Annotated in this window: 12 protein-coding genes; 6 read left to right on the plus strand and 6 right to left on the minus strand. The window is 72.9% G+C overall.

All coding sequences use genetic code 11. The features are described from left to right. Positions 1–47: 47 nt before the first annotated feature. The 5 genes from ACF062_RS26075 to ACF062_RS26095 all read right to left on the minus strand — a co-directional run bounded on the left by ACF062_RS26075 (position 48) and on the right by ACF062_RS26095 (position 4,799). Positions 48–326, minus strand: coding sequence for a hypothetical protein (locus ACF062_RS26075; RefSeq protein WP_392141712.1), 279 nt, complete (start codon positions 324–326; stop codon positions 48–50). 79 nt (positions 327–405) lie between these two features. After that, on the minus strand, positions 406–1,305 hold the full coding sequence (locus ACF062_RS26080; protein ID WP_392141713.1) for an MBL fold metallo-hydrolase: 900 nt from the start codon (positions 1,303–1,305) through the stop codon (positions 406–408). A gap of 198 nt (positions 1,306–1,503) precedes the next feature. Continuing rightward, entirely contained in the window at positions 1,504–2,736 is a 1,233-nt protein-coding gene (gene thrS / locus ACF062_RS26085) for a threonine--tRNA ligase (protein ID WP_392141715.1), read from the minus strand. 206 nt (positions 2,737–2,942) lie between these two features. Next, entirely contained in the window at positions 2,943–3,143 is a 201-nt protein-coding gene (locus ACF062_RS26090) for a DUF4236 domain-containing protein (protein ID WP_223778678.1), read from the minus strand. 114 nt (positions 3,144–3,257) lie between these two features. Next, positions 3,258–4,799, minus strand: coding sequence for a carboxylesterase/lipase family protein (locus tag ACF062_RS26095; protein WP_392141717.1), 1,542 nt, complete (start codon positions 4,797–4,799; stop codon positions 3,258–3,260). Between the two features lie 213 nt (positions 4,800–5,012). Between ACF062_RS26095 and ACF062_RS26100 the strand changes: the two genes are divergently transcribed. Together ACF062_RS26100 and ACF062_RS26105 are read left to right on the plus strand one after the other, a co-directional pair. Then, the gene (locus ACF062_RS26100; protein WP_320588854.1) at positions 5,013–5,186 is read left to right on the plus strand and encodes a hypothetical protein; all 174 of its coding nucleotides are present in this window, start codon (positions 5,013–5,015) and stop codon (positions 5,184–5,186) included. A 56-nt stretch (positions 5,187–5,242) separates the two neighbouring features. Continuing rightward, entirely contained in the window at positions 5,243–5,509 is a 267-nt protein-coding gene (locus ACF062_RS26105; RefSeq protein ID WP_392141719.1) for a hypothetical protein, read from the plus strand. Between the two features lie 459 nt (positions 5,510–5,968). On the opposite strand, the gene ACF062_RS26110 is transcribed toward ACF062_RS26105, so the two are convergent. Beyond that, complete coding sequence (locus tag ACF062_RS26110) at positions 5,969–8,818, minus strand: BTAD domain-containing putative transcriptional regulator (RefSeq protein ID WP_392141721.1); 2,850 nt, start codon at positions 8,816–8,818, stop codon at positions 5,969–5,971. A gap of 206 nt (positions 8,819–9,024) precedes the next feature. Between ACF062_RS26110 and ACF062_RS26115 the strand changes: the two genes are divergently transcribed. From ACF062_RS26115 to ACF062_RS26130, 4 genes are all read left to right on the plus strand, one after another. Further along, complete coding sequence (locus tag ACF062_RS26115; protein WP_392141723.1) at positions 9,025–9,438, plus strand: hypothetical protein; 414 nt, start codon at positions 9,025–9,027, stop codon at positions 9,436–9,438. Beyond that, positions 9,435–10,106 carry a helix-turn-helix domain-containing protein gene (locus ACF062_RS26120; RefSeq protein ID WP_392142041.1) on the plus strand — a complete coding sequence of 224 codons (672 nt, stop codon included), beginning with the start codon at positions 9,435–9,437 and terminating at the stop codon, positions 10,104–10,106. Before ACF062_RS26115 ends, ACF062_RS26120 begins: the two co-directional genes overlap by 4 nt. A 517-nt stretch (positions 10,107–10,623) precedes the next feature. Then, on the plus strand, positions 10,624–11,958 hold the full coding sequence (locus tag ACF062_RS26125) for a cytochrome P450 (protein WP_392141725.1): 1,335 nt from the start codon (positions 10,624–10,626) through the stop codon (positions 11,956–11,958). A 52-nt stretch (positions 11,959–12,010) separates the two neighbouring features. Next, positions 12,011–12,676: an HAD family hydrolase gene (locus tag ACF062_RS26130; protein ID WP_392141727.1), complete on the plus strand. Its 666-nt coding sequence runs from the start codon at positions 12,011–12,013 to the stop codon at positions 12,674–12,676. Positions 12,677–12,812: the final 136 nt, after the last annotated feature.

A 12,812-nucleotide genomic window follows, 5' to 3' on the forward strand; every position in this document is an offset into this window, starting at 1 on the left:
CGGCCGCCGCCTCCGGTGAGCGAGCCCGCGGGCACCCGCCCGCGGGCTCAGCCGTCCGCGCCGTTCTCGGGGTCCGCGACCCGTGCCGAGAGGCCGTAGTCCAGCTCGGCCCCGTCGACGAGCAGGGCCTCGACGGAGCGCGTCGCGGGGTCGATGTCGGCCTCCATGCCGTCCCCGACGTACCGGGGGTAGCCGGAGGCGCCGGTCTCGCCGGTGGCCACCACGACGGCCGAACGCAGGGCCCCGCGGGTGTCGACGGTGGCCGTGCCGTCCCCGCCGAACTCGGGAACCAGCAGAATCTCGTAGCGCTGCGGATCATTCCTCATGCGACGACGCTAGACAGGAGTGGCGCCCGCCGCATGTTCTCGCCGCCCTGGCGCGGGCCGTCGCGTCCGCCTGCGGAGGTCACCAGCGTATGGCCGTGAAGTCCACCGGGCGGGGCCGCAGCGTCGCCGTCCGCGCGGTCAACGACCGCATGCGGGCCGCCATTTCGTCGGCGGGCAGGTGCTTGCGGTCACCGTGTCCCGGCAGCAGCCACTCGAAACGGAGCCGTTCGGCCGTGCGGGCCAACGAGGCCGCCAGTTCCTCGATGGAGTACCAGGTGACACTCTCGGCCACCTCGATGTCGCCCGCCGAACGCGACCAGTAGAAGCTGTCGCCGCTGAAGCAGTACCGCTCGTCGGCGACGTACAGCACGCTGCCCCGGGTGTGGCCCGGCAGCGGATGGGCGAGGACCCCGTCGCCGATCTCGACGCTCTCCGTGGCCCGCAGGACGCGGTCGGCGCCGGGCGCGGCGTCCAGGTCTCCCTCGTGGATCCAGAGCCGGGCCTTGAATCGGTCGGCGTAGCGGCGGCCATGGGCGGCGTGGTCGCGGTGGGTGAGGAGTACGTCGGTGACGGGACCGATCCGCTCGTACCGGGCGGCCAGCGCTTCGCTCCAGCGCGGGGTGTCGACCATCATCAGCGTCCCCGAAGGGCGGCGCAGGAGGTAGGAGTTGGCGCCCGCGTTACGAGTGGAGTTGTGCCCGCAGAACAGGACCGTGTCGTCGATCGGCAGGGGGTAGGGGTCCCACCGCTCGTCCAGCCGGCCGGAGGCGGGCCGGATGGAGCGGGTGTGACAGGCGAACGCGGCGGCGTGGACGCGGCGTTCCTCCGCCGCGTCGCGCGGCTGGCGGAGGAGTTCGGAGCGGCCGTCGACCTCATGGATCAGGTCGGGCGCGAGCTGCCGGGCGACGTCGCAGTTCGTGCAGCGATCGTCCACGTACCAACCGGAGGCCGGGGGCTGGGCGGCGGGGGCGTCGTTCACGGTGGGACTCGCTTCCTGCGGGGGAGTGGACCGGGTCTCTCCCACCAGGGGTATCCCGGGGCGGGACCGAAGTGGAAGGGGGGCGCGCCCTTGTTTCCCCGGCCCAGAGCGCCTCTCGCCGCGTGCGACCAGGTGGAGCAGTCATGGCGTGTGCATGCCAAGCTCATGCTCCAGGCGCCCCTCCCTTTCGCCCCCATGTCAGGACGGCACAGACTCCCTGCCCCACAGCTCGACCCGGTGCGCCCCGATCAGCGCCCGGACGCGGGCCAGGACCTCCTCGACCGGCAGCGCGTCGACGCGCCGCCCGTCGCGCAGCCGCAGGGCGACACGGCCATCGGCGGCCTCCTTCGCCCCGATGACCAGCTGGTAGGGCACGAGCCGGGCGGCCCGGACACGGGCACCGAGGCTGCCGTGCTCGGGACCGGCCATCTCTGCGCGCAGCCCGAGCTCGGCACACCGCCGCAAAACGACCTCCGCTTCCGGGAGTTGGGCCTCGGAGACCGGAAGAACCACCAGCTGGGTGGGTGCGAGCCAGGCGGGGAAGGCGCCGCCGTGCTCCTCGACCAGGTGCGCGACGGCTCTCTCGACGCTGCCGATGATGCTGCGGTGGACCATCACCGGGCGGTGCTGCGCGCCGTCCGCGCCGATGTAGTGCAGGCCGAACCGCTCGGGCTGGTGGAAGTCGACCTGGATGGTGGAGAGGGTCGACTCCCGGCCCGCCCCGTCGGCGACCTGCACGTCGATCTTGGGACCGTAGAACGCGGCCTCACCTTCGACGGCCTCGTACGCCAGGCCGCAGCCGTCGAGTACCTCGGTCAGCAAGGCGGTGGAGCGCCGCCACTTCCCGGGATCGGCGACGTACTTGCCCCCGGGGCCCGGCAGCGAGAGCCGCAGGCGCGCCGGGCGGACGCCCAGCGCCTCGTACGCGCGGCGGATCATCTCCAGAGCGGCCCGCGCCTCGTCGGCGACCTGGTCCAGGGTGCAGAAGATGTGCGCGTCGTTGAGATGGATGCTCCGCACCCGGTTCAACCCGCCCAGGACGCCGGAGAGTTCGGCGCGGTACATGCCGCCGAGCTCGGCCATGCGCAGCGGAAGCTCGCGGTAGCTGTGGGAGCGGGAACGGTAGATCACCGCATGGTGTGGACACAGGCTCGGCCGCAGCACGATCTGTTCGCCGCCCACGTCCATGGGCGGGAACATGTCGTCGCTGTAGTGCGACCAGTGCCCGGAGATCTCGTACAGCTCCCGCTTGCCGAGCACCGGCGAGTACACGTGCCGGTATCCCGCCCGCCGTTCGGCGTCCCGGATGTACTCCTCCAGCGCGTGCCGCACGGCGGCGCCGTCCGGCAGCCAGTACGGCAGGCCCGCGCCGATCAGCGGATCGGTGTCGAACAGGCCGAGGTCGCGGCCGAGTCTGCGGTGGTCGTGCATGGTGGTCTCCTCGCGGACAGCGGGCAAGTGACCCCATGCCGAAGCCCCGGGGCACTTGCCCCGGGGCTTCGGACTGAGACATCGGTCAGCGCGCCGGGACACTCTCCGGCGTCGTCGTCCTCATCGCGGCGCGCTTCATGCGGACGACCGTAACAGGGCTGCCCCCGTCGCGAAATCGATTAATGACGTACGTCGGACGCCGTAGGTCACCTGCGCCCGCCCCGCCGCGTCGTACGGCGCCAGCCGAAGGGGCCGGGCAGATCCATCGAGGTCGTACGCCGGCCCGTGCTGCTGTGGGTCCGGCGGGGGCCGTGGTGGCCGCCGGTGGTGAGGGACCAGGAGCGCTTGTTGATGTTCAGACGCACCCCGGGAAGTATCCGGAAACTCTTGCGGAACGTGAGTGGCATGGACTCCTCCTAGCGTCCCGCCACGGGTACCCCGACCGGGGCGGCACCTCACGCGCGCGCCGACGTATGCGGCCCCCGAAAGCGCCCTCGGCGTAAGGGCGTTGGGATATCCCGCTACTTGTCGGGCAGGGGGAGCCGCAGACCCTCCCAGAGGCGGCGCGTGTCGGCCTCCGGATCCTCGTGTACGGCGGGCGCGTCATCGCCCAGCCGCATGACGGACCGCCGCTCGCCGTAGGCGGGCCAGGGCGGCAGGGCGCCGCCCGGGGCGTCCGGGCGCCCGGTCCCGGCGAACGAGATCCACGCCTCGCGCATCTGACGGGAGAGGTCCTGCGGGGCGTCGGGGCCGAGGAGCGGGTCACAGAGGTTGCCGAAGACGAAGCCGACGTCCGCCAGGTGGCAGGCGCCCAGAGCGCCGTCCAGGACGGGCGTGGGCCACGCGAACTCGTACACGTAGGTCCGCGCACCGAGCGCCACCCGGGCCTCGGCCACCCGGAGCGCGGGGATGCGATAGGCGTGGTCGGTCATGGCCGCGGAGAGCAGGTCGCCGGGGCAGGCGTCCGGACGCGTGGCCGCGTAGACGGCGCGGGCCTTGGCGGGGTCGTCGAGCCCGAGCCCGGCGAGGAGGCCGTGCAGCACGCCGTCCGTGATGCGCGGCGCGATCCCCAGGGGGACGAGGAAGAGACGGAACTCCTCGGTGGTCGTACCCGTGAGGAGATCGATGTCCGCGCCGGTCCCGCCGGCGATGGCGTCGACCGGCCGCTCGGGCAGGGTGGCCCCGTCCACCACGGGCAGCACCGTGGTGCCGCCGCCCGCCGACTCGCCCCACAGCCCGGGGTCCTCGGCCCGCGCGATCTCCCGGCCGAGCGCGCTGTCGGCGGCGACGAGCCGCTCGGGCGGTACGCCGGCCAGCCCCTCGCGCGTCGGCTCGGCCCCGGCGAGGGCGGCCAGCCGCTCGGTGACGCGCCGTGCGACGCTCTCCGGATGGCTGTGGTGCCCGGCCCCGCTCTGCGTGATCGCACGGCGGAACAGCCCGCGGGCCCGCGGCATGGTCATCAGCGCCGTGATGCTGATGGCGCCCGCGGACTGGCCGAAGACAGTGACGTTGTCCGGGTCGCCGCCGAACCCGGCGATGTTGTCCCGCACCCATTCCAGCGCGGCGATCTGGTCCAGGAGACCGAGGTTGGCCGTGCCGTCGGGCAGCAGCAGGAAACCTTCCGCGCCGAGGCGGTAGTTGAGGGTGACGCACACGACGCCGTCGGCGGCGAGGCGTGTCCCGTCATAGGCGGGCAGGGAACCGGACCCGTTGCGGAACGCGCCGCCGTGGATCCAGACCATCACCGGCAGCCGCCCTCCGGTACGGCCCGGTGCCGGCGTCCATACGTTGACGCTGAGGCAGTCCTCGCCCGGCTCTCCCGCGTCCGCCAGCAGGTCGGCCATCGCGGGGAGATAGCCCGGCTGGGGCGCGGGCGGGCCGGGGCTGAACGCGTCCCTCACCCCCGACCACGGCTCCGGCGCCTCGGGCGGCCGCAGTCGGCGCGGACCGAAGGGCGGAGCCGCGTAGGGGATGCCCGAGAACGCGGTGACCTCGCCCTTCACGCGGCCTCGTACCGGGCCCGCCGTGGTGGGGACGGTGGTGAACATGGAGTGCCTCGTCACGTCGTCGATCTTCCCGGCCCATCCTCACGGCGGCCCCCGAAACGGACAACTCATTTTCTTCGTCCTGTTTCCTCGTCCTGTGAAAGTGGTCACAAGGCCCGAACTCATGATCGGGGTCGGGTGCCCATCGCGCACCGAGTTCGCGTAAGGTCGCGGGTCGGCCACCCACGGCCGACCCGAACCACACCGTCACCGAACAAGGAGTCGCAGGTCATGCCGGCCAATGACGCCGCCCAGGCGCCGATCTATGAAACCCTCGTCCAGGAGCACGGCGACGTCCTCGCCACGGCTCGCAAGGCCGCGGAGGAGACCCAGCAGACGGCGCAGGACGTACTCGACTTCAGCACCCCGCCCCGCGTGAACGTGCCCGCGGAGCCCGCGTCCTGATCCGGCCCCGGGGCACCGTTTCGCGCCGAGGGCGGCCGATCGGCCAGGATGAGGCCATGGACTACGAGTTCTGGAAAGAGATCCACGACCGCGGCGGCATCCCCGCGGTCAGGAGCGCGCTGGCGGACCTCCCCGAGGACCTGCCCCCGCAGGAGGCGGGGGCCGCGGCCGAGCTGGCCCTGAAGGTCATCGAGGAGGACATCGCCCGCATCAACGCCCGCGCCGACGAGGCGGAGTCGAGGGCCCGCGACCTGGCGGAGCAGACCCGAGAGGTGAACCGGCAGCTCACGGAGAACGCCCCCCGCGGCTCGCACGAGGCCTGAGGGGAGCGCGCCGCGCCGCTTCGAACACCCGGGTACGTCGGGCAGGGCGCGCGAAGTGCGGCACCGCCGAACGCGGAGCCGGTATACGCGGGCGTGGCGGGTGCACGCCGCCGCATGTGCGGGCCGACCGGCCCTGCAACCGGCGGGCACTGCGCATGCCGTCCGGTTGAGCGCCCGGGTCCACTGCGCATGCCGTCCGGCCGAGCGTCCGGGGCCACTGTGCATGCCGCCCGGCCGTACCTCCGGGTCCACTGTGCGTGCCGCCCGGCCGAACCTCCGAACCCACCGTGCGCGCCGCCCGGCCTTACCTCCGGACGCACCGCGTCACCGGGCGGCAGCGGCCGGCCAGGAGCCGGGCCTCCGCCCGCGTCACCCCGACCGAACCGCACCGCTCCACCGCCGGCACCGCTCCACCGCCCGCCCCGCCCGGCGCTACCGCCCCGCCCCGGCGGCGAGCCGTCACGTGCGGGCCATGAGCCGTACCATCGCCGTGTCGTACCGCGCCTGGAGCCCCGCGTCCGCCGAGACGCGGAGCAGCGCGCCGAGGGCCCGTACCGCGCCGTCGTCGTAGCCGCACGTCTCCGCCTCCAGCGCCGCGTTCTCCAGGCGGCGGATCCCCTCGGTCTCGTCGCCCATGCCCAGCAGGGCCTCCCCGATCGCGGTGAGCAGCAGCACGCGGGCCGCCGCCGACGCCTCCGAAGGGCCCTCGAGGTCCAGCGCGGTGATGGCCGTCTCGTGGGCCGCCTGCCACTCCCTGGCGTCCAGCCGATGCCGGGCGAGGTGGCACAGGGCGAGGCGTTCGGTGTGCCGGTCGCCGACGCTGTGCGCGAGCTCCGCCGCCAGCGCGCACCCCTCTGCCGCCTCGTCCGGGCTGCCGAGCGCCGCCTGGGCGAGCGACAGGTTGATCAGCGCGGTCGCCTCGCCGCGCGTGTCCCGTGCCCGCGCGGCGAGCACCGGCGCGGCCTCCAGGTGGACCAGCGCCTCGTCGACGCGGCCCTCCTCGGTCAGCACCCACCCCAGCAGGGCCAGGACCCGGGACTCGGCGCGCGGGTCACCGTCGGCCCGCGCCGCCTCCAACGCCGTACGGAGCAGGGGAGTCCACCCGTCCCGCACCCGCCATACGATCTGCGGCCACATCCCGAGGATGATCCGCCACGTCCTGCCGTGCAGCCCCGCGGTATCCGCCGCGGCGGCCGCCAGCGTCAGGTCGTCGCGCTCGGCCGCGTACCAGGCCATGGCTTGCTCACGGTTGGCGAACTCCCGCAGGGCCCGGGGCGGGCGGAAGTCCGCGGGCAGGGCGAAGCAGGACTCGTCGCCGGGCTCGGCCGCGTCGGCGGCCGCCAGCGCGGTCGCCACGGTCAGGTCGAGCACGCGCGGCAGGGCCTCCGCCCCGGCATCCAGGTCACGCGCGTACAGCCGTACGAGATCATGCAGCGTCCAGCGGTCCGGCCCGGCCCGCACGACGAGGTGCGCGGCGGTGAGCTTGTCCAGCGCCGCCTCGGCGGTCGCCGGGTCGGTGTCGGCGAGGGCGGCCGCCGCGTACCGGTCGACGTACACGCCCGGATGGCGCCCGAGATGGGCGAACTGCCGCGCCGCGTCCGTTGGGAGACGGCGCACCGTGAGCCGCAGCGCGGCGCCCACGCCCGTGTCCTCCACGTCCAGGAGGCTCAACCGGCGCGATTCGTCGGACAGTTCGGCGCACATCGCGCTCAGCGGTGACTCCGGCTGGTCCGCGAGCCGCGCGGCGGCCACCCGCAGCGCGAGGGGAAGCCCACCGCACAGCTCGGCCAGGCGCCGCGCGGCCACCTCCTCCGCGAGCACCCGCTCCGTGCCGAGCACCGCGGCGAGCAGAGCGGTGCTGTCATCTGGTTCGAGTACGTCGACGGGTACGGGACGCGCGGCGTCGGAGGCGATCAAGCCGCGCAGCCGGTACCGGCTCGTGACGACGGTGACGCAGCGGGCACCGCCCGGCAGCAACTCCCTGACCTGCTCGGACGCCCGCGCGTTGTCGAGGACGACCAGCAACTGCCGCTCGGCGCACAGGGAGCGGAACAGCGCGGACGCGGCGCCGGCCGACTCCGGTATCCGGCGCGGCGCGACCCCCAGCGCCAACAGGAACTCACGCAGCACCTCCAGCAGGGCCGGCTCTCCGGTCTCGCTGAAGCCGCGCAGGTCGGCGTAGAGCAGACCACCGGGAAACTGCTCGCGGTTGCGGTGCGCCCAGTGCGTCACCAGCGCCGTCTTGCCGACGCCCGCGGGCCCGGTGACCAGACAGACGGGCGCTTCACCGGCGGCGGCCCGGGACAGCGCGGTCAGCTCCCCGCCCCGCCCGTGGAAACCTCGGGGCATACGAGGCAGCAGGTCGATCGTGCCGGGCGGGAGCGGCTGCGATGCCCCGAGCACCACACCGGGCAGGGCGGGCGGGGATGCCGCGGGGGCGGGCGCGGGCGGCGCGGCGGCCACCGGGGGAGGGGGAGCCGCCACCGCGGTGCCCCTTACCGCCGCCTCCTTGCGCTCACCGTCGATCCCACCTGAACCCGGACCCGGGCCGCCCGGATCCTCCTCCTCGCCCGTCCCGCGCAACGCGGCCGCGTAGGCGTCGGCCAGCTCCCGGCCGGGGTCGACCCCCAGCTCGTCGGCGAGCAGCCGCCGGGTGCGGTGGAACCAGTCGAGCGCCTCGGTCCGCCGCCCCGCCCGCTGCAGCGCCCTCATCAGCGCTGCCGACAGCGACTCACGCAGCGGATGGACGCCGGCTTCCGCCCGCAGCACGGCGGCGGCCCGCGCGTGCTCGCCCATGCGCGCGTAGGCCCCGGCCAGCGACTCCACGGAGGCCAGCCGCAGCTCCTCCAGCGCCTGGGCGGCGGCTTGCAGTGGCTGACTGGGATACGCGCCGGTCAGGGCGGGTCCCTGCCACAGCGACAACGCCTCCTGATACATGGCCACGGCGTCGGCGGGCACCCGCTGACCGCGGGCCAGCGTCACCAGCTCCTCGAAGCGGTGGGCGTCCAGCAGCGACTCCGGCATCCGCAGGACGTACGCCGTGCCCTGGGTGACGAGTTCGACGCCGAACATCTCGGCCTCGGCGCCCGCGAGCAGCACCCGCAGCCGCGACACATGGCCCTGGATGACACCACGGGCCCGCGCCGGCGGCTCCTGGTCCCACAGCGCGGCCGTCAACTGCTCCACCGGAACGGGATGGTTGGGCCGCAGCAACAGCGCGGCGAGCAGGCTGCGCCGCTTGGCGGGACCGAGCGGCAACACACCGACCTCAGTGGCCACGGAAACCGCTCCGAGCAGCCGGAACTCCACTGGTGCAACTCCTCCTGCGAGAAAAGATCCAGATTACCGGAGTCGTACACCTGTCCCATCGCCGACCGCGGACGGCCTGGCTGTTGTTTGTCCCGCTTCGTTTTCGCTCTCAAGGGCGGTTTGCCTGCCGATCCGTTGCTGATCTTGAGGAGCGTGTGGCTCTCTCGTGAGCAGCGCTTGTGCGTTCGCTCTGGTGAAGGGGTCGAGTGGCTGTCGAAGCGTTCGCCGACGTCGGGCACGGTGTTTTCGAGGTCGAGTACGTCGATGAAAACCGCGTACGCCGTCGTGAGCCCCTGTCAGCGGTGTGGACGGCGAGGTTCGAGTCATTGCCGCCGGTGCGGAAGGTGCGTACGTACGCCGGGCAGCAGTCGGTGACCCGGGACCACTGGTCGACGACGATGAGGAAGTCGCTTGCCGGCCTGCTGGCCGCCCCGGGCTCTCGGGACCTGCCGTTCACAGGCCACCCGGCGGACATGCGGATCTTCATCGACGAGGTCCGAGCGCGCGTCCTGCCCGGCTATCAGTACGACTACGACGACAAGCGTGACCCGCTGGTGCGCTGGATCGCGCAGCAGCACCGCCGGCGCACGCTCCCCAATCCGATGGCTGCTTGTCCGTGACAGTGATCCCCGCGTTCTCCGGAAAGCGCCTCGTCCTCGCGCGGCACCGCCGTCGGATGACACTGGCTGCGCTCGCCCGCGCCGCCAAGCTGACGACGCACAGCGTCACTCACTTCGAGAACCGCCTGAAGTACCCGTCACCCCAGTCCCTGGACCGGCTGGCCGGCGCTTTGGACGTCACCCCAGAATTCCTCTTGGCCCCGCCGCCCCGCCAGATCCTGCCTGAAACGATGAGCCTGCGAAGCCCGACCAGACTGACCGCGCGCAAACGCTACAGCGCCGTCGCTGTCGCAGAGCTCACCGTCGCCTTGGTCCCATGGATCGAAACGCACCTGTGGCTGCCATGCCCCAACCTGCCCTCCTGGCCGCGGCTCGACCCCGAGTCCCTACGGGCCCACTGGCAGATGGGCGACGCCCCCAGCGGCCCGCTGACGCCGCTCCTCCAATCACACGGCATCCGCATCTTCGCTCTCCCGCCCGACTGCGGCGACGTCGGAGCCTTCTCCACACGCCAGACCGGGACACCATTCGTCTTCCTCCCGCCACATTTGGACGGCGGTCAGGCACGGCAGCACCTCGCATACGAACTCGGCCAACTCGTACTCGGCCACAACCGGCCAGGCGCACCTTGCGCGCCGGCATCCACGCGCAGACCACGACGCCCGTGAACAGGACGAGCACGCCCTGGCACACCGGCCTGGCAGCAGGAGGAGCCCGCGACCAGCCACATGGCGAAGGTGAACGTCCGGCCGCGAGGCCCGAGCTGCGCACCAACCGCCCCTTGTCGACGCCCTTCCCGGTCCGGACGGCAGGTGGCGGCACAACAAAAGGGGCAACCCCGTCGGCCGGGTACACGCCTTAGCGGCCGCCCAGCCCCTCCCGCTGCCGCTGCCGCCTGGGCGCCAACGCCTCCTGGGATTTCGTGGACTGCGGTGTTCACCGTGAGCGCGGTATGGGCAGTGCGGAAAGGACCGGGATGTGGACGGAAAGGGCAGATTTGTCAGGGTGGCCTCGGGGCACACGGATCACCGTGACCCGTTGATCACCGAAAGGCGACCGGCGGGCACGTGACCGAGTCGTGCGCCGGCCGGGGAAATGCATGCGGGTCCTGGTTCGGTCAGGATTCGAGGAGGGCCACCGCCCCCACATGCCGACGGCCTGCGTCTTTTCCACCAGGAGGACCTCATGCTGGACCACACGCTGCCGCTCCTCGCCCAGGGCTACGCGTGGCTCCCCGACCTCACCCGCCGCAAGGGGCCGGGGCCCGTGCGCACCCGTCTGATGGGCAAGCCGGCCATCGCGCTGCGCGGTCCGGAGGCCGTCCCCTTCTTCTACGACGAGAACCACGTGCGCCGCCGCGCGGCTCTGCCCGAGCCCGTCCTGAGTACGCTCTTCGGCAAGGGCGCGGTGCACACCCTGGACGGGGAGGAGCACCGTGAGCGCAAGGCCATGTTCGTGTCGGCGCTCAAGGACGCCACCGCGGTCACCGCGTTGGCGGAGCGGGTCGCCGAAGAATGGGAGCGGGCCGGCAAGGAATGGGCCGACCGGTCCCACGTGACGCTCTTCGACGAGGTGAGCCTCCTGATCACCCGGGCCGTCTGCGCCTGGGCGGGCGTCCCCCTGACACGGCACCCGGACGCCGGGCATCCCGACGGCGAGCACCTGCACGCCGAGCATCCTGGTGACCGGCACGACCGGCACCCGGACGACGAAGCGGACCGGACCGCACACGACCTCGTGGCCATGGTCGACGGATTCGCCACCGCGGGACCCCGCCACTGGAAGGCGCGGCGCGCCCGCAAGCGGCAGGAGGAGCGGCTCGCCCGCCTGATCGAGGACATCCGGTCGCCCGGCCACGAGGCCTCGGACCCGCCGTCCGTGGCCGAGGCCGTGGCCGCCCACCGCGAGGCCGACGGGCGGCTGCTCGACCCCCGCACGGCCGCCGTCGAACTCCTCAACGTCCTGCGCCCGACCGTCGCCGTCACCTGGTTCACGGTCTTCGGCGCGCACGCGTTGCACCGGCACCCGGACCTGCGCGAGCGGCTGGCCACCGAGGGCGAGGGCTATGCCCGCGCGTTCGCCCACGAGGTGCGGCGCTTCTACCCCTTCGCGCCGTTCGTCGCCGGCCTCGCCCCGAGCGACCTGGACTGGCACGGCGAGCGCATCGCCGAAGGCTCCATGATCCTGCTCGACCTCTACGGGCAGAACCACGACCCGGGGCTGTGGGAGGCGCCGTACACGTTCGACCCCGAGCGGTTCACCGGCCGCGAACCGGGCCGCGACGAACTCGTCCCCCAGGGCGGCGGCGATGCCTCCGCCGGGCACCGCTGCCCGGGCGAGGACGTCACCCTGGCGGTGCTGACCACGCTGCTGCCGCGCCTCGCCCGGCTCGACTACCGGGTACCGGAACAGGATCTGCGGATCCCGCTGCACCGGGTGCCGACCAGGCCCCGCAGCGGCTTCGTCATCACGGACGTACGCGCACCCGCCCTGATGAGCCCCGATGAACTGCCTCGATGAACCGCCCCGATGAACGCCCCGACCGACACCCCGGAAAGAACGGTGTGAAGCCATGGCGCGTGCCGCGCTGTTCGACGTCGACGGAACCCTCGCCGACACCAATCACCTCCATGTGACCACCTGGTGGGAGGCGTTCCGCCAAGCCGGCCAGAACGTCGCCATGCACGACATCCACCACGCCATCGGCCTCGGCTCGACCGACCTCATCGCCCACCTCCTCGGCGACGAACGCGACCGCGGCCTCGACGACGAGATCAGCGCCGCGCACAGCACCCTGTACGCCACGTACTTCGACCGGCTGCCCGCGCTGGAGGGCGCACGCGAGTTGCTGCACGCCTTCGACGGACGCGGGTGGCGCGTCGTCCTCGCGACCTCGGCGGGCGGCGGGGAGCTGGGCGCGCTGCGTCGGGCCATCGACGCGGACGACGTGATCGCCGGCATCGCGAGCGCCGACGACGTGTCCTCGGGCAAACCGGCCCCCGACCCCGTGCGGCACGCCCTGGACATCGCGGGATGCGGTCCGGACGAGGCCCTGTTCATCGGCGACACCGTATGGGACATGCGGGCGGCGTCCCGGGCGGGAGTACGGAGCATCGCGCTCCTCTCGGGAGGCATTCCCCGCGGTGATCTGGAGGAGGCCGGCGCCTCGGCCGTGTACGCGAACCCGGCGGACCTGCTGAACCAGTTGGACGCCGAGGTCCCCGCCGGCAAGGCATGACCTGACGGAAGAGTCTGACGGGAGTCAAGGAGACCGACCGGCCGCACCCCAATGCGGCCGGTCGGCGAGGCCTGCGTCCACGTGCCGTTCTGACGCTTAGCTCCCCGCGGGGCGTGTGCCCCATGAGCACGGAGAT

The organism is Streptomyces sp. NPDC015345, from assembly GCF_043078805.1.
In the GTDB taxonomy this organism is placed as follows: Bacteria; Actinomycetota; Actinomycetes; order Streptomycetales; family Streptomycetaceae; genus Streptomyces.